Consider the following 18,244-nt stretch of genomic DNA (forward strand, 5'->3'; position numbering starts at 1 on the left):
CCTTTTGTCCTATTTGCTTGTGTCTAACTGGCTAGTTGGAGCACTAAGCGACTGTAATTGGATATTTTGTAGTACTGATTCCAGCTCTTGTTGGCTGGTGATGCCCACGCCTACCTGTGAAACTGCTAGAGCAGATAGGGCAGTGGCGAATTTAATAAGTTCTGGTTTTGGCATCTGTTGCATGTGACCCCAACACAGGCCTGCGACTAATGTGTCACCTGCGCCTACTGTGCTTACCACTTGCATACGCGGCGGTTGAGCATGTAGCCATTCACCTTGGTTTAGCCACATCACGCCTTCTGCGCCAAGTGATACCACGATGTTGTCGATGCCTTTTTCACTCAGAACTTGGCCTGCGTGTTGGCATTGGTCACGTGTTGTCAGTTCGGCATTGAATAGCTGAGACAGCTCTTCATCGTTTGGCTTAATTAACCAAGGTTGTGCATTGATACCGGCTTTAAGTGCGTCACGGCTGCTGTCAAATAGCACCTTCTTACCTAAATCGTGTAAGCGTTGAACCCAAGAAGCGCAAAGCTCAGGAGAGATACCTTGTGGCAAGCTGCCTGCAATGACGAAATAATCGTGCGTTTCAGCAAGTTCTAATAGGGTTTCTTCGAACGCTTTAATCGCGTCAGCATCAACAGGAACACCTGGGAAGTTGATGTCGCTTACTTGGCCTGAATTCTCTACCAATTTCACGTTAATGCGAGTTGCGCCATCAACACGGATGAAGCGGTCAGTTGCGCCCATCTCTTCAAACAGTTGGCAGAACGCTTCTTCGTTATTGCGACCAAGGAAACCTGTTACGGTCACTTTCGCGCCAAGCTCTGAAAGAACTTTTGCGACGTTTACGCCTTTGCCCGCTGCATGCAGAGAGCCTTTGTTTACTAGGCTAACTGAACCTACATTTAGTGCGTCGATAGCGCCTGTCAGGTCTAGAGCAGGGTTAAGCGTTACGGTAACGGCTTTGATTTGTTTATCAGACATATCGACTCCTTAACCTTCGCCAAGGCCTGAAGCGATAGCTTTACCTATCGATTCAAGTGCTTGTGCTGCATCGTCACCTTCAGCAACAAACTGAAGCTGGTGGCCGTGTTTAACGCCAAGTGCGATGACTTTCATCAAACTCTTCGCGTTCACTTCTTTTCCGTCGCCATCTAGGTTTGAAACGCGGATTGTTGATTCGAATTTCTTCGCTTCAGCAACCAACATTGCACCTGGACGAGCGTGTAGGCCGTGTGCGTTTTTGATTTTGAATACTGCGCAGTTGTCATCGTCTTGAGACGCTGTAGAAACCGCTTCACCTTTTAGAAGGCCAATCACTTGTGCGGCATCAGCAGTTAACAGTTGTTGCTGTTTACCTTCGAAAACCATCTTGCTTAGGTTTGCCAGAATAGATTGGTGTGCGCTGTTACAAGCGGCGAATGCTACCAATGCTTTCACTGGTGTGCCTTCGTATTCACAATGGTTCGCTGTTGAAACGAAAGATACGCCAGTACGTGTTACGCCTTTATCGCTGCCCAACAACCACAGGCCTTGGCCTAGGTGAGTCGGTGTTTTTGTTACTAGGTCAGCAACGAATGCGTTGTCTGTACAACCTGTGTTCTTAAGTAGGCCGCCTGCCACTGCCGACATTTGAACCATGTCGCTTGCAGGGAACAGTAGCTGAACTAAAGAAGCGTCTAGGTCTGCTTCTAGCTGAACTTCGCCGTTAAGTAGGGCGATGATTTCGTCTTCTGATTTCGCTTGCTTTAATTTCTCTTCAACGCCGTCAGCCGCTAGCACTTTCGTTAGTTGCTTAAGAATGCCTAAGTGCTCGTCAGATTTAGCTGCAATACCAATTGCTACGTAAACACGGTTGCCGTCTGCCCAATCAATACCTTCTGGGAAGTGGTGTACTGCAACGCCTGTCTCTTTCACTAGGTCACGAGTATCCGTCGTTCCGTGAGGAATCGCGATGCCGTTACCTAGGAACGTAGAGTTCTGGTTTTCACGGTTCAGCATTCCTTCAACGTAACCAGAGTCAACTAAACCTTTAGCTGTCAGGTCGCCAGCAATGTTTTGGATTGCTTTGAATTTGTCATCGGCCGTTTGACCAAGAGTGATGTCAGATTTTGATAATTTAAGCATGGTGCCTCTTTAGCGTATCGCTTGAGAATTTGTGTATCGCTACGATTCAGTCTAGAGCAATATTTGCCCGTTGCTTGCTCTTTGTTTTATCTTGGCTGAATCGGTTCAGCATTTAGTGTAAAAAAATTCAGCAAAGCCGATTTTGGTTTTCAAAATAGTTTTGCTGCGTGTCGTAATTTCAGTTTCGTTCATAACGAGAAGTTGAATCACAACAAATGACGCTCAATCCATACAAAAGGATGATTGAAGTCACTTTTCAGATTTTGCTGAATCCTTTCAGCTTTTATACTGAATCGATTCAGCATATAATTCAACTAATCCGAGGATCAGATCATTGGTTATATGATCCTACGCACAAAATACAGGTCACCCATATGACACTTGATGAAATTGCTAAATTGGCTGGAGTATCGAAAACCACGGCCAGTTATGTCATCAACGGCAAGGCGCAGAAATACAGAATCAGTGAAAAGACTCAGCAGAAAGTCATGGCGGTGGTAGACGAGTATAACTACCGTCCAGACCATGCTGCTTCGTCGCTGCGTGCTGGTAATAGCCGTTCATTTGGTTTGATTATTCCTGACCTAGAAAACAGCAGTTACGCGCGCTTGGCAAAACTGATAGAGCAGAACTCACGTAAAGTGGGCTATCAAATCCTGATTGGTTGTTCTGATGATGACGCCGAAACTGAACGCAAAGTAGCGGAAGCGTTGGTGAGCCGTCGTATTGATGCTTTGCTGGTGGCGAGTTCTATGCCAGACGCTAACGAGTTTTACTTGAAGTTGCAAAACTCGGGAACGCCTGTGATTGCGATTGACCGTCCGTTAGACGATGAACATTTTGCCTGCGTGATCAGTGAAGATTTCGAAGCCGCCTTTGAACTGACGCATTCAATTCTCGATGACAACATTCACAGTGTTGGTTTAATCGGCGCGTTACCTGACCTAAACATTTCGCGTGAACGTCAGTTGGGTTTTGAAGCGGCGAATAAAGCGCATACTCAACAAACAGGATTAACAAACAACAAGCCGATGGTTGTGGGTTATGGAGAACACTTTGATAGAGAATCAGGGCGCGAGGTTTTTGAAGAGTGGATTGCCAAAGACACAGTACCCGATGCGATTGTCACTATGTCTTACACCTTATTAGAAGGTGTGCTGGATGTGATGGTCGAAAAGCCAGAGCTGATCAGCCAAGTAAAGCTAGCAACCTTTGGTGATAATCGTTTATTGGATTTCTTACCTTTTAAAGTCCACTCACTGCCACAGCAATTCGAAGTGATTGCAGACAGCGCCTTTGCACTTGCTTTGAATGCGTCGGCTAAACGTTACCAAGCTGGCATTGAACTAGTGCCGAGAAGCTTAGTGAGACGCACTTAACGCGCCGACGATTCAAGTTTAAGAGAGCCTCAGTGACTTTTAAGGTACTGAGGCTTTTTTTTATGGGTGATAGTTATCAGTTGCATGTGGGATGGATCAGTTTCGGGAATGCATATGTCTTGGTCTGATCAGTGCACTTAACCTAATGTCCATTCGTCACTTTTCAACTACAATAAACAGTCATTTAGCTAACATCTTGGTGGGAAAGCTCAAAGTGGATAAGCAGTACTCTTGTGGTGATTTGGTTTTCGATATCGAAAAGATGACCATCACAAAAGATCGTGCAGAACGGGCATTGAATTACAATGAATGTCTTTTGTTTAAAGCGTTCTTAGACAGTTCAAACCAAGTCCTGAGTAAAGAGACGCTAAAGCAAGCGGGATGGCCTGAAACCATCGTCACGGATTCCTCTCTCCAAAAGTCAGTACAAAAGCTTAGACTTGCCATCGCTATGTCTGAATCCGTTGAGTTACGCACGATTGCAGGTGTCGGCTACATGCTGTATTGCGATCAAGCCTCCCTCGAAACAAAACCATCAGGTGCTCGACGTTTCAACGCGACTAAACTAGCAAAGATACTGTTGGCGTCAGTTTCTATTGTGTTCATTGTCTTATCTTGCTTGAACTTCTTACGGGTGACGAACACTCACTTAATGCCTTATTTACACGAAGATTATGAAGTGGTGGATATCGGTTCTCATGAACTGTTGAAACGCAAAGACATGATTATTTCGCCTGACCTTGAGGCGGTGATTCAACGCTTCGAATGTGATTGTTTTTATTTCATTGGTGAAAAAGCGGGGCTCTACAATCTCTCTGTTTATGACAAAAAGCGTCATCATAGCGAGAACTACTTTTTTGAAATTGAGGCTCTGCCAGAAATAAAGGAGGGGTTGTTCAATGATGAATAGCCTGATGAATCTAGTTTGATAAAACTTAGCTTAAAATCTAGTTTAAAACCTTGGCTCGCTCTTCTGATTGCTTCCGTTGCTCTTTATGGCGCGTCACTTTACGTGCTCAGTAAAAAGCTTTTGCTTAATGGTAGGTACATTACTGAGGTACAACAATATTCTGATGATATGCATGTTTGGAGAGAAAGAATTGAAGTTGATTTGTATCGAAGCCATATAGAGTCAACGATATCGATAGAAGGGGATGGTTTAGAAGGCGTCGCACTGTTCTCAGTGGACGGCAAAATAACCAAATCTTTCGATGGCGAATTTGAGTTTTCTTACAATACTGAAGCCATTCAAACCACTGAGGTATTAGATGGTTACCAAGCAGCGAGCTATACCACAATGTTCCTGTCGGGTACGTCGAAAAACGAATTGATTTATCATGGTCAAGGAGTCGATGTCATTTCGAGAGAGCGGAACTACTTGATGTTAAGCCGAGTTCGGCAATAGCAAGCTATAGACTACTTCAGTAAAGATAAAGCCCAAAACAATGATATCTCCCGGCTGACCGGGAGATAAAGGGAATCAATTCTATCTGTGTTAAAAGTGGTATTTTACGTTCGCCATTAGTAACCACTCATCACCCACCTTTTGGGTGTTTTTGTAGGTCTTACCGTCTTCTTCAGTCCATTTGGCTTCAAGTTCATTGGTGTGGTAAACGTAGTTTACTTCGGTACCTATGCTCCAAGCATGAAAGCGGTAGTCGAGTCCTGTTTGAACACCAAGGACGATTCCATTTAGATCATCTACATCATATTCTGCTTCTGAGTTGAACATCTCATAACCAAGTTTGCCGCCCACTGTCCAAGCGAGTTTTTGTGTAATAGGCACGATGTAGTTGTATTTAGTAAATAGGGTGCCTACTTCAAGTTCATCATCGTTATTTTCATTATTTTCGACACTGGTACCGCGGTAATCATAACCAATACTAATTTGATGAGTCTGGTTGATTGTCATACCGCCTTCGACGCCAAATACCATTGATGAAGATAAGTCGGCTTTACCTTTAGTCCCGTAAAACGTGGACTCTGATTCCATTTGCCCACTTAAACGTGTACCAACATCAATACCGATAAACGGTTCATAGTTCGTAGCGGCGTTAGCGTTGAACGTTGTCGCTGTGGTTAGAATAGCAAAAGCAAAAAGTGGTGTTGTTTTATTAAGCATCATTGGTTCCTATTAAAAAGGCTGAGAGTTAACTATGTTGTTATTGTTTTTCACGTCTTGGTGAATTGATGCTCAAGTTAGAGGCTCGGGTAGGAAAGGAGAAGCGAATTGTGCGGAATAGGACAGAAAAAAGCTAAAGTGCTTATCTTGATAAATCTTTAGCTTTTTTAGTTGGATAAGATGCTGAAATATTTAGCTTTTAATTTTTCGCTCTTTTTTATGAATTGTCGATGGACATGGCTACTGAATCAAGATTCCAAACTCAACCAGCGCTACTAAGCCTAAAAGTAGGGCCAACAGCTTCCAAAACTGAATGGGATGGCGGTTTATCAATGGTTGCTTGGCTTTGTGTTTCATCAGATTTTGGTTGGGTGTGTAAAGGTCTGCCACAAAATCGCCCAAAACCGGATATCGCTCGGTCGGGGATTCTGCACACGCCTTTTGTAAAACCAAATCAATCCAAGCCGGTAGATCCGTTCGCTTTTGTGTCAGCGGTTGGTATTCCCATTGATGATGGCGTGATTGTTTAAGCGATTGTGCCGTCATTTCAGAGTAGGGCAATGCACCTGTTAGCATCTCATAGCCGATCACAGCGATAGAGAAAAGATCCGAGCTGGTGGTCGCGCTGTTGTGCTTGATGGTCTCGGGTGCAATGTAATTGACCGCGCCTAATGGAGTGTCGTCTTTGTCGGTGAGCTCTCCCTCTTCAAGGCCTCTCACTAATACCGCACCAAGGTCGATGATTTTTACCTCACCATCACGTTGAATCATGATGTTCTCGGGCTTTAAGTCTCGGTGCACCATGTCTGCACGTTGTAATACTCGGATGCCTTGAGTGATCTTTTCTAGTATGTCGCGCACTTCATTGAGTGACGGTTTTGGATTGTCGTACATCCATTGTCTTAGGGTGATGCCTTCTACCCATTCGCAGATTTGGTATAAGAATTGCGAGTTCTCTGGCGTCGGGTAAACCTTCATTACCCTCTTATTTTTTAACAAGATCCCCGCCCATTGTTCATTAAAGAAAGCTCTGAGTTGAGAAGGGCTATCGTGATATTGAACAGAAGGGACTTTCAGCACGAACTCGGTTTGTGTCTCTTTCTGCATCACACGATACACATGGCTTCTTGAACCTGCATACAACACCTCAAGTACCATGAAGTTGTCGATACTTTGCCCGAGTTTTAAAGCGGGTGGGATGGCACGTTTAGCTAGCTTCTCATGGAATTCAATCAGCGAAGGCTTAGGCAGATGGCTGACTTGCACAATCAAGCAGCTGACGTTGTCTGAGCTATTGTGGCTTAAAGCGGTGTTACAGATGCTTTGTGCGGCGTATTCGAAATCCGCTCCGGGTTTGTCGATGTGTTCCTTGAAGGTGTTGGGAGAAACAAACTCGTGCACGCCATCAGATGTCAGTATAAAGCAGTCGTTTTTCTTGATAGGTAGGGTTTGATAGTCAACGTTGAGTTGGTTATCCATGCCTAAGGCGCGTGTAAGATAATGCTTCTGTCCCATATTTTTACGAGTGTGGTCACGGGTCAGTTGGCGTAATTCTCCATCTCTTAGCAAGTAAATGCGGCTGTCACCCACATGGAATAGATGAGCGGTGTTCGATTTCAATATCACACAGCTGAAAGTCGAAACTAAGGCATTGTGGTTAACTTGTTGTGCGGAATGAATATTAGAAACAGAGGTGTTGAAGAGCCAAGAATTGAGTGAGGTTAGAACTTTTTGCGCCGAACGCTGAATGCTCCAGCTTTGTGGGGTCGCGTAATAGTCGTCAATAAACTGCATCACACTGGTGTGACTGGCTTTCTGACCGTGTTCACTGCAACTGGCTCCGTCGGCTATGCAGGCAACACTGCCTTTTAGTTCTTGTTCTGCACGAGTCTTCGGATATTTTACAATGATGGCGTCTTGGTTTTCATCACGTATGCCTTTATTCGAATAACCACCAAACTTGAGTGTGAGTTGGTTGTTTGATTCCGGCGTGACGACTTGCCCTTGGCTGAATGAAATTGTCATAACTGTTCTTCTTCTTAACTGCCGTTTTCTCATCTGCTTGAGAGCACATCTGAGAAAGAACAAAAGCTCTAGCGAATGCAGAGCCTTTGAACGAAGTAACCAAGTGTCGCAGCCCGGTTACTCCTCCCGATTCAATGAGTGGTTAGCTAGATACGTTGATTAGTGTCACGCTACCATCGTCGTTCACTTCAGCGATCTGACCGTTGGGCTCTTCCATGAACATCAGAGTAACAAAGCCAAGAACCGCCGTTGCAGCAATCACAAGGAAGAAAGTCTGGTAACTTACGAATGAAAGTACCGTTAGGTAAACCACCGCACCCACGTTACCATAAGCACCCGTCATGCCAGCAATCTGGCCTGTCATACGGCGTTTGATAAGAGGTACTGTCGCAAATACTGCACCTTCACCCGCTTGCACGAAGAAAGAACACGCCATTGCAGCAACAACCGCTAGCCATACTGGCCATGTACTGTCTACCTGACCCATTGCAAAGTAACCCACAGCAAGACCAATCGTTAGAATAAGCAGTGTTGGTTTACGACCGAATTTATCTGAAATCCAACCACCACCTGGGCGAGACATTAGGTTCATAAAGGCATAAGCCGATGCAACCATGCCTGCAAGAACCGGTGTTAATTCAAAGGTTTCAGAGAAGAACAGTGGCAACATAGAAACAACAGCCAATTCAGAACCAAATGTCGCGAAGTACAGTACGTTAAGTACCGCTACTTGCTTGAACTTGTACTGGTGAATCTCTGGCACTTCTTCTTTAAATACGTTCTTGTTCACTTTCCAAACTTGCGACACTTCGTACACGTAAAGCGCAGCTAAACCTGCATATACAGAGTAGACGGCCATGTCAGAAAGCATGTTGATATTGCTTGGTGATAGCTTCCAAGTCAGTAGCGCTAAAGCGGCATACATAGGGATCTTCATAATAAGTAGGAAGAAAAAGTCACCCTTTGATGTCACTTCCATTGCTGTTACTTGAGCAGGCTTGAAGTAAGTAGAACCTTTTGGTGTATCTGACACGTTTTTGTAGAAGATAAACGAGAACGCTAAGCTCATTACGCCAGTAATACCAACCGCATAACGCCAGCCGTCTTCACCACCAAACGCTAGAGCGAGGGTTGGAAGTGTGAACGCTGCTGCCGCTGAACCGAAGTTACCCCAGCCGCCGTAAATACCTTCTGCTGTACCCAGTTCGTTGTGTGGAAACCATTCAGACACAAGACGAATACCGACAACGAAACCTGCACCAATGAAGCCCAGTAGGAAACGAGCGATGGCCGCTTGAATGAAAGAGTCTGCCAGAGCAAACATGAAACAAGGGATCGAACAGACCGCGAGTAGCGAAGAGTAGACCAACCTAGGGCCGTATCTATCGGTTAGCATGCCTATGGCGACACGTGCCGGAATGGTCAATGCAACGTTGAGGATCAGGAGGGTTTTGATCTCTTCAGTAGAAAGACCAAGCGTAGTTTTTACCATTTGCAGTAGTGGGGCAAAGTTGAACCACACAACAAAGGTAATGAAAAAGGCCATCCAGCTTAGGTGTAAGACCTTCATCTTACCCGTAAATGAAAGCAGCGAAAATTTAGTGTTATCCATGGTTTAAATCCTTTAAATCTGGAAAATTACCCGGTTTGTGCATCTGCGTTACTTCCGAACTTCGAACGCTTTAATGTGCATAAACCTTGTGCCGAAATTGCGCACGCCAATAAGCGTTTGCATGATGGTGTCGGCGTTTTAGTTAACTGGCGATAGCAAGTGGTGCGAGAACCTGTACTTGCTCTCCTTGCTTGCGAACTTCAAATTTCACGAGCTTGAGGTCTGGTTGTTCAAGGCACGCGCCAGTTTCTAAGTGGTAATGCTGCTTGTATAAGGGCGAGGCTACGTAAGGCTCACCGCTTAATGAACCAATTATACCACGTGACATAACATTCGCCTTGCCGATAGGGTCGTAATTAGAGAGTCCATAAAGCGTGTCGCTGCGCTTGCAGTAAAAAATAGCCACTTGGTTATCGTCTACTTTGGCGCAAATTCCACCATTTGGGGTTAAGTCCCGGGTGCTACATACGGTTGTCCAATTTTCCATGACTTTCTCCTAGTCTAAAATTGAGTCTTTAATTATTTGTGTACTAACTTGTTAAAATTCTTGGTTTTTCGAGTTGCCGTTACTGTCTCTATTGGAGTTAGCGGGGAAGTGACTTGCTGAGCATGCCAGTCACTTCCTTGCGTTTTATGTCGAACGTTTTGTCTCACTCTGTTCTCTTAACGGTTACGAAACCTCAGTCACTTCTATTTGGTCAGCCTTGGTTAGCTTTTCATCGCGTTGCGAATCTAAAGACGCGCTAATGTTTGGTTTAGGAAAACGCTGCTCTCGTTCTTTGATGAATGAAAGGCTAGTGTCCATCTCTTCGCTGTTGATGTAGTGCTGGAAGCGCTTCATCTTTTCAGGGTTTTCGATGGTGGTTTTCCACTCACACTGGTACTTCTCGATGTTGAGTGCGATGTCCGCTTCGAGCTCTTCAGCTACATTGAGCTTGTCTTCAATCACGACTTGTTTGAGGTATTCAATGCCGCCTTCAAGGTTCTCCATCCATACCGATGTACGCTGTAGGCGGTCTGCGGTACGTGTGTAGAACATCAAAACGCGGTCGATGTATTTAAGGAGTGTGGTTTCGTCTAAATCAGTGGCGAATAGGTCAGCATGGCGAGGGCGCATACCGCCGTTACCACAGATGTATAAGTTCCAACCTTTGTCGGTGGCGATAACACCAATGTCTTTGGATTGCGCTTCGGCACATTCACGAGTACAGCCTGAAACCGCAAACTTGATCTTGTGTGGTGAACGCAGGCCTTTGTAGCGGTTCTCAAGACGAATCGCTAAGCCAACACTGTCGTCGACACCGTATCGACACCATGTGCTACCGACACACGATTTCACGGTACGAACCGATTTACCGTAGGCGTGGCCCGTTTCAAAACCTGCATCAATCAGCTTTTTCCAGATGATAGGCAGTTCGTTAAGCTGTGCGCCAAACAAATCGACACGCTGACCACCGGTGATCTTGGTGTAAAGGTCGAATTCTTTAGCGACTTCACCAAGCACGATTAGTCTATCGGGTGTGATTTCACCGCCCGCAATACGCGGAACCACAGAGTAGGTGCCGTCTTTTTGCATGTTGCCGAGGTAAATGTCGTTGGTGTCTTGCAGTTCGATGTGTTGATCTTCGAGGATGTAATCGTTCCAGTACGAAGCTAAAATTGAACCGACTGCTGGCTTGCACACGGTACAGCCCAATCCGTTTCCGTGAGAATCTAACAATTCATCAAATGTCTTAATCTTGTTGACGCGAATGATGTCGGTAAGCTCTTGACGAGAATAAGCAAAGTGCTCACAGATATCATTAGATACCTCGACACCCAAGTTACTCAGCTCACTATCGAGAACCTGTTTCGCAAGGGCAGAACAACCACCACAACCTGTTGAAGCATTGGTGGTTTCTTTCAGTGCAGCCATCGTGGTGCAGCCAGCAGATACCGCGTCTTTAATGTCGCCTTTAGTCACATCAAAACATGAACAAATCACAGCGCTATCAGGCAGAGCTTCAACACCCATTGCAGAGCCTGAATCATCGGCCACATTAGGCAAAATCAACACTGATGGGTTTTCAGGAAGGGGCATATCGTTTTGCTTGATTTGCAGTAGCGAGCCATAGGCTTCTGCATCACCGACCAATACCGCACCGACAATCTTTGTGCCGTCAGCTGAGATGATTAGGCGCTTATACACTTGTTCGATTTCATCGTTATAGGTATACGATTGAGCGCCTTCCGTCTTGCCGTGTACTTCACCAATACTGGCAACATCGACGCCAAGCAGTTTGAGTTTGGTGCTCATGTCTGCGCCAGTGAATGCAGCGTCACTCGTTCCGTCCGATAAGATATGCGCAGCCGCGATTTTCGCCATCGAATAGCCAGGGGCGACTAAGCCGAAGATCTTGTTGTCCCAAAGCGCACATTCACCAATCGCATACACGTTGTCGATGTTGGTTTGGCAGTGATCGTTAATCACGATGCCGCCACGTTCACCAATGGCGATATCAGAGCTGCGAGCTAGGGCATCTTGAGGGCGAATACCCGCAGAGAATACGATCATATCGGTTTCTAAATGGGTGCCATCGGCGAAGTTCATGCGGTAGCGAGCGTTTTCACCGTCGACTATTTCAGAGGTCGCTTTCTGGGTATGAACTTGCACACCAAGGTCTTCAATCTTTCTGCGCAGTAGGGCACCGCCACCGTCATCTAATTGAACCGCCATCAGGCGAGGCGCAAATTCAACCACATGGGTTTCTAAGCCAAGGTTTTTGACTGCGTTTGCGGCTTCTAAGCCAAGCAGACCACCACCAATCACCACGCCAGACTTGCTACCTTTGCTTGATAGTTCAATTGCGTCTAAGTCTTCAATAGTACGATAAACGTGACAGTGTTCTTGGTCGTTACCGGGAATAGGGGGAACAAAAGGGAAAGAGCCCGTCGCCAAGATTAGCTTGTCGTAACTTTCAACGTGGCCACTTTCAGTGATGACTTGTTGATTGGCAGTGTCTAGCTTGGCAACCTTCTGGTTCAACAAGTAGTTCACGCCGTTACTTTGGTAATACTCTTCACTGGTTAATGACAGGTCATCAGCACTTTTACCATTAAAGTAAGCCGTCAGTTGAACACGGTCGTACGCTAACCTTGGCTCTTCACTAAAAGTAGTCACATCAAATTCATCACTGTCTGATTGCAGGATGTTGTCGATAAATTTGTGTCCAACCATGCCGTTACCAACAACGACGATTTTCTTCTTGCTCATAATCCATTCCTTATTCTCGGCGTTATCATCACTAGCATCTAATTTCTAGTAGTTAGTAAATGAATACCGGGTTGAGATTCCACTCAATTCATAATCATCAAGAAAAACAAAAAATGTTTTTTCTAACTCTTGGTTTTTAGTTGAGCAAGGAGGGTGCCAGATTACGGTTTGTTCATTTAAATAAAAATTAATTCATTTTTTTCAATGCCTTAAAAAATGCTGGTGGCACGCGATTACCCCTAAAGTGGTATGTAAATTTTTTGTTAGATTTATATAAATGAGCATTTGTGGTGCAACTTTCTGCAAGATGGTGCAAAAATTAAGTTTCTATCGTGGTTAATTTCTATTTTGATCATTTCTGATAGGTTTTCTTTTATTAAACTTTTGTTTTTATTGGTAAATATTTCTCGCTTGTTGATTGCTATGAAGTGGCGTGTTATTTGCTTGGTTTGAATTATTACAATTATGGATAATTGAGCGAGAAACGGATGACCGATTCAAACAGCGGCTGGATAAAATCAACCTGTGCTTATTGTGGTGTAGGGTGTGGAATAGAAGCGAGACCGACATCGCTAGGAAAACTAGAAGTGCGTGGTGATAAAGATCATCCATCTAATTACGGAAAGCTGTGTACTAAAGGAACTGCCCTCGGTGACACCGTCACGCCTTTAGGTCGTCTTACACAGCCTGCTCATATTCAGAATGAGCAAAAACAAGAGCTGGATTGGAACAGTGCCACTCAGTTGGTCGCAGACAAATTCAATCAAACCATCGAAGAATATGGGGCCGATTCGGTTGCGTTCTATGTGTCTGGTCAGCTGCTTACCGAAGACTATTACGTTGCCAATAAACTGATGAAAGGCTTCATTGGTAGTGGCAACATCGACAGTAACTCTAGGCTATGTATGGCTTCAACCGTGGTCGGGCATAAGCGTGCATTTGGCGCAGACACAGTACCTGTTTGTTATGAAGATCTCGAGCAAGCCGATCTAGTCGTGATTACAGGCTCCAACCTAGCATGGTGTCACCCGGTACTTTTCCAAAGGTTAAGAGCCGCAAAACAAGCCAACCCTGAATTGAAAGTGATCGTCATCGACCCGCGTTATACCGACACCTGTGAAATTGCTGACATGCACTTGGCGTTGGAGTCAGGCTCAGATGTCGCACTGTTCAATGGTTTGCTAGCCTACTTAGATGACAACGACCAACTCGACACTGACTACATTGAACACAACACCCAAGGTTTTACGGAAGCCATTCGATCCGCAACTCATTACCGTTATACCGAGTCAGGCTGGGGCGACAAAAGCGTTCCCGAACTAACAGGGCTTACAGAGCAACAACTAGAACAGTTCTACAAGCTGTTTGCTTCTAATGAGAAAGTGCTCACCATCTATTCGCAAGGCGTTAACCAATCCACACAAGGGTGCGACAAGGTAAACGCCATTATTAATTGCCATTTAGCGACCGGAAAAATCGGTAAACCGGGCATGGGGCCTTTCTCAGTAACAGGCCAGCCAAATGCCATGGGTGGGCGAGAAGTGGGTGGCTTAGCCAATACCTTAGCGGCGCACTTTGAATTTGGTGATCCGCAATCACACCAAACCGTCAGCGAGTTTTGGCAAACCGACAGCTTAGCGACTCACGCAGGCTTAAAAGCCATCGACCTATTTGATGCGATGAATGACGGCAAGATAAAAGCCGTGTGGATCATGGCAACTAACCCTGTCGTGAGTTTGCCAGATAGCGAAAAAATCAAAACCGCATTAGAGAAGTGCCCGTTTGTGGTGGTGTCGGATTGCATTGCCGATACGGAAACCACACGCTTGGCCGATGTAGTGCTGCCCGCGCAAGGGTGGAGTGAAAAGTCGGGCACTGTAACCAACTCTGAGCGTCGAATCTCACGCCAACGCCGCGTATTACCAAGTCCTGGTGAAGCCAAACCTGATTGGTGGATATTAAAAGAAGTCGCGCAAAAGATGGGATTCAAAGAGCAGTTTGATTACCGTCACGAAGGTGAGATCTTCAAAGAGTATTGCGAGATGACAGCCTTAGGTAATGAAACAGGTAAAACGCGTGACTTGTGCTTAATCGGGCTTACTCAGCTAGATGAGAAAGGCTATGGCGAACTCACTCCACAACAGTGGCCAGTACTTGAATATCAACCAGAGATCATTGAACAGCGCATGTTCACCGATGGCGAGTTCTTTACTGAATCTGGCAAAGCGCAGTTTATTGCCGTTGAACACGACAAGCCGATTGCTGATACCAGCGTCGAATTCCCCCTAATCATGAACACAGGCCGAATCCGAGACCAATGGCACACCATGAGCCGCACGGGCTTAGCCGCAGGTTTAGGTGAACACACACCAGAACCCTTTGTCGCCATGCATCCAGATACGGTTGCAGAGCTTGGTTTAGATGAATTCGGGCTAGATGCCTTCAACCACGCGACTATTAATCCGGTGGTGAAAGTGCGCAGCGCACAAGGTGAGTGCCAAGCGCGCTTAGTGGTGACCAAAGAGATGCGCCGCGAACAAGTCTTCATGCCTATCCACTGGAACGCAACGACCGCCAAAGACAGCAAACCGTGTGACTTGATCTTGCCTCATACCGATGCTGCATCTGGCCAGCCAGAGTTTAAACACACCCCAGTGGTGGTTGAACCGTGTGGCTATCGCAGCGAAGCCGCATTGGTCAGTGACAAGGTGATGGATTGCAGCGGCTTTGATTACTGGGTGCGCCAAAGAGTGGAGGGCGGTTTTCTGTATCGCATCTCATCATCCAAGAACCCAATGGAGCTGGTGATTCAACTGGCCAACACACTCGATGCCTTACCAGAGCCGAACGCAGAGGCGATCAAATCACTCCATTACCACGGCAACAAATCATTCAAGAACTACGGCTCTGCCAAGCTGGGTCAGTCTGGCGTAAAGCAAGCTTTCGTGGTGAACAGTAAGCTCGACCATCAAAGCATCGACTGGCTGGTGGAGTGCCTAACAAGAGAAGCCGATGAAGAGTTCGAAGCCGAGTTTTTGAGTACCATGGCGAAGTAGTTACTACCTCTCACTTATCCATACCTAAAGCAAAAATGCCGACAATCATGTTGGCGTTTTGTTTGAGAACACGATTCCCAAGATAACACCTTCATTGCCTGAACTGCGGTTTACTCACACATTAGGGAGTTTTCTGCATTTTGCCGAAACTATATGGAAAATTTCTGCTTTTTGTCATGTTTGATACGAAGAAAAGTAGGTAAGATGATGTTATTAAATGAGTTTTTGGGCTAAGTGTAGTGTGTCTTGGAAACTAGACAGAATTGTTTCAGGGACAAAATGCAGAATTATTCTGTCTAATATAGCTGTTATGTTTTGCAAATCGCCAGATCCGAAGATCTGGCGGCTGATTTGGTAGGCGTCCGTGTGGAAGTTAGAAGCTACGCTGCATATTTACGCGGTTTGCCACTTCCAAATATTCAAAGATATGCGTTGGAATATTTTGCAAAAATGCGGTTAGATCGACTTCCATTGCCTCGGTAAAGCCTGCGCGGCATGGGAATGGGTCGGTGTTACCCACAATAAGCAGCTTCGGCGTTTTTCCTTCCCAAATCAGTTTTGCTTCGTATTCGGGATTATTGACTTCAACAACACATGTGTTTACTTCTGAACGGAAAATTCCATCTTTGATGGTATAGCCATTGTAAAATGTGATTGGTGTTTTTGAAGACGTTGGGAAAGTGACTGGTGCATTTGGCACCGAACTGCCTTCTCCAGGAAAAGTAATGGCTGTGTTTGCAGAGGCAACAGATGATGCAATAAATGTCATTAGGCCAAGCAATTTTATCGTTTTCATGATACTTCCTATTATTTTTATTTGGGAACATTCCCAGTTCGAAATGTACAGTACGTGCAGGTGATAATGAATATCAATTGCATTTATTTTGGCGGAGTGTCACATATTATTTTTATATAAGCTTCTGTTTATTGATTACCCTAAGTTTGTCGTAGCGGTTGGTTTTAAATGTTGCTGGCTCTAAGTCGCTTTGAATGTATTTGCCAATTGGCACCTCGGCTTAGCAGTTGCCTCGGCAATTTGACATTGTTCTGCGCTGTGGTTGGAAAGAGAGGGTGCTTGTTGAACGTTGGTCGGGTTGCCTCATTGGGCAGGGAAGTGGACTTACGCGTTTTATGTTTGGTGCATCTGGCGGCCCAGTGAGTTTTGGCGTGTGACTGACTTCTTGAAATACGGTCAAAAGTGCAGTTCTTTGCCAAATAAATCAGTCGTTTGTGGTAAAACATAACAAGGCATTTAAGAGTGATTCCCAACGCTTGGCATTTTTCATTCCATCGTTGGGTTTCGTGTTTACGGTGGTATGGTTAAGTATAGTGGTAGCGTTGCTCACACCTTAATGCGGCGTTATAACTTTAATGCTCTCAAAACTCTTTTGTGGACACCATAAATCTTAGTTAGTAGGCAATTTTCTTTCTCGACAGTAAATTAACCTTGTTGCATATCATGTTGTTTGCAACAGTTACTGGAGATACAAAATGAAATTTCAGCACTACGATTTAGGAAACCTTTCGCAAGGTCAATCTGTCGAAGTTAGTTTGCGGGGCAATGCAGCTAATGTACTTTTACTAGATAACATTAATTTTAGCCGATACAAAAATGGGCAAGGGTACAAGCATTACGGCGGTCATATCACTACATCTCTTACTCGTTTACCTATACCTAGTTCGGGTCGTTGGCATATTGCTATAGACCTAGGGGGGTATGGTGGCAGCGTGAACTCAGCAGTCAGAGTTTTAGGTTAATTTTCAGCTTGTTCTGCGCTGCAAGAGCGTTATAACAAACTGTTTAAGAGTGATTCGCAACGCGTGGCATTTTTGCTATGCGTTGCGTCTAGTGATTAAGGTGGCATGCGGGAGCATCGGTATTGCGTTGCTCACACCTTAACAGGGCTACATGGATTCCCCCGGCTGTCAAACATCCGCTAAACTTATCTTGATGGGTTTTGGACTGCCGCTCTACATTCGGCCTACTTATCGACGATTCGCATACGTCGTGGCCCTGATGACTTTGCGCGACTGCGGTGCCTTATTCGTTAGATGACATCTAGTGTGTCCGCCGCATTAACAGGCTCTCCGCAAGTGGTCTTAACCTATCTCCATCATTAGCGTCTGCAATGACCCGGTGGGTTTAACTCTTTATGCTGCTTAGGTTTTTACTTAAGCAGCATAGTTTTCATATTCGGTTTGATTGTGTAAAAGCGACCATATAATTCGTGCGTTCTTCGCGGCAAGTGCCACTATCGCTCGGTTCATTCCTCTCCGCTCTAGAACGCCTCGACACCACTGACTTAACTTATCTTGCTTGTCGCCAAGGTTGGCAATCACGGTCCGTGCCCCGTGAACTAATAGTGTTCGTAAGTATTTGTCGCCGTGTTTAGTTATCCGGCCTAAGCGAGGTTTCCCTCCTGTGGAATATTGCTTTGGTACTAAGCCTAGCCAAGCAGAGAAATCGCGACTTTTATCAAATTGAGAGCCATTACCTATCGAAGCGAGTATCGCTGTTGCAGTTTGCGGCCCGATACCTCGAACCGTCATCACTCGTTGAATATTAGCGCTGACCTTGGCAAAAGAATCGAAGACTTGTTCAGTATCGGCGATAAGTTGATTGAGTTCGTCAAGGTGGTGATAAGCATCGCCAACCACCGTTTTTGC

14 protein-coding genes are annotated in these 18,244 nt (G+C 45.4%); 5 read left to right on the top strand and 9 right to left on the bottom strand.

The window, feature by feature from the left end; translation table 11 throughout:
- Positions 1-9: 9 nt before the first annotated feature.
- Both pfkB and fruB read right to left on the bottom strand, forming a co-directional pair.
- Positions 10-987 (bottom strand): 1-phosphofructokinase, encoded by a 978-nt coding sequence (gene pfkB, locus A142_RS15485; RefSeq protein ID WP_019825807.1) that lies wholly within the window; start codon positions 985-987, stop codon positions 10-12.
- A gap of 9 nt (positions 988-996) precedes the next feature.
- Positions 997-2,130: a fused PTS fructose transporter subunit IIA/HPr protein gene (fruB, locus tag A142_RS15490; protein ID WP_019825809.1), complete on the bottom strand. Its 1,134-nt coding sequence runs from the start codon at positions 2,128-2,130 to the stop codon at positions 997-999.
- 374 nt (positions 2,131-2,504) lie between these two features.
- Here fruB and cra point away from each other — a divergent pair, with 374 nt between their 5' ends.
- From cra to A142_RS15505, 3 genes are all read left to right on the top strand, one after another.
- Positions 2,505-3,509, top strand: a complete 1,005-nt coding sequence (gene cra, locus A142_RS15495) for a catabolite repressor/activator (protein ID WP_029405679.1) — start codon at positions 2,505-2,507, stop codon at positions 3,507-3,509.
- A gap of 214 nt (positions 3,510-3,723) precedes the next feature.
- On the top strand, positions 3,724-4,419 hold the full coding sequence (locus tag A142_RS15500; RefSeq protein ID WP_019825813.1) for a winged helix-turn-helix domain-containing protein: 696 nt from the start codon (positions 3,724-3,726) through the stop codon (positions 4,417-4,419).
- Between the two features lie 15 nt (positions 4,420-4,434).
- Positions 4,435-4,914: a hypothetical protein gene (locus A142_RS15505; protein WP_019825815.1), complete on the top strand. Its 480-nt coding sequence runs from the start codon at positions 4,435-4,437 to the stop codon at positions 4,912-4,914.
- Between the two features lie 90 nt (positions 4,915-5,004).
- On the opposite strand, the gene A142_RS15510 is transcribed toward A142_RS15505, so the two are convergent.
- The 5 genes from A142_RS15510 to nirB all read right to left on the bottom strand — a co-directional run bounded on the left by A142_RS15510 (position 5,005) and on the right by nirB (position 12,521).
- A complete protein-coding gene (locus A142_RS15510; RefSeq protein ID WP_019825817.1) occupies positions 5,005-5,631 on the bottom strand; it encodes an outer membrane beta-barrel protein in 627 nt (208 codons plus the stop codon).
- Between the two features lie 240 nt (positions 5,632-5,871).
- Positions 5,872-7,656 carry a bifunctional protein-serine/threonine kinase/phosphatase gene (locus A142_RS15515; protein WP_029405680.1) on the bottom strand — a complete coding sequence of 595 codons (1,785 nt, stop codon included), beginning with the start codon at positions 7,654-7,656 and terminating at the stop codon, positions 5,872-5,874.
- Between the two features lie 142 nt (positions 7,657-7,798).
- Positions 7,799-9,268: a NarK family nitrate/nitrite MFS transporter gene (locus tag A142_RS15520; RefSeq protein WP_019825821.1), complete on the bottom strand. Its 1,470-nt coding sequence runs from the start codon at positions 9,266-9,268 to the stop codon at positions 7,799-7,801.
- A gap of 142 nt (positions 9,269-9,410) precedes the next feature.
- A complete protein-coding gene (gene nirD / locus A142_RS15525; RefSeq protein WP_017082504.1) occupies positions 9,411-9,755 on the bottom strand; it encodes a nitrite reductase small subunit NirD in 345 nt (114 codons plus the stop codon).
- Between the two features lie 183 nt (positions 9,756-9,938).
- Positions 9,939-12,521 carry a nitrite reductase large subunit NirB gene (gene nirB / locus A142_RS15530; RefSeq protein WP_019825825.1) on the bottom strand — a complete coding sequence of 861 codons (2,583 nt, stop codon included), beginning with the start codon at positions 12,519-12,521 and terminating at the stop codon, positions 9,939-9,941.
- A 473-nt stretch (positions 12,522-12,994) separates the two neighbouring features.
- Between nirB and A142_RS15535 the strand changes: the two genes are divergently transcribed.
- The gene (locus A142_RS15535) at positions 12,995-15,577 is read left to right on the top strand and encodes a molybdopterin oxidoreductase family protein (protein WP_019825827.1); all 2,583 of its coding nucleotides are present in this window, start codon (positions 12,995-12,997) and stop codon (positions 15,575-15,577) included.
- Positions 15,578-15,950: 373 nt separating this feature from the next.
- On the opposite strand, the gene A142_RS15540 is transcribed toward A142_RS15535, so the two are convergent.
- Positions 15,951-16,373, bottom strand: coding sequence for a hypothetical protein (locus A142_RS15540; RefSeq protein ID WP_004413697.1), 423 nt, complete (start codon positions 16,371-16,373; stop codon positions 15,951-15,953).
- A gap of 695 nt (positions 16,374-17,068) precedes the next feature.
- Here A142_RS15540 and A142_RS15545 point away from each other — a divergent pair.
- Positions 17,069-17,335 carry a DUF1883 domain-containing protein gene (locus tag A142_RS15545; protein WP_019825831.1) on the top strand — a complete coding sequence of 89 codons (267 nt, stop codon included), beginning with the start codon at positions 17,069-17,071 and terminating at the stop codon, positions 17,333-17,335.
- Positions 17,336-17,749: 414 nt separating this feature from the next.
- On the opposite strand, the gene A142_RS15550 is transcribed toward A142_RS15545, so the two are convergent.
- A partial coding sequence (locus tag A142_RS15550; protein WP_019825833.1) for an IS110 family transposase occupies positions 17,750-18,244 on the bottom strand: 495 nt, incomplete at its 5' end.

It is taken from the genome of Vibrio splendidus 12E03 (genome assembly GCF_000272105.2).
In the GTDB taxonomy this organism is placed as follows: domain Bacteria; phylum Pseudomonadota; class Gammaproteobacteria; order Enterobacterales; family Vibrionaceae; genus Vibrio; species Vibrio splendidus_I.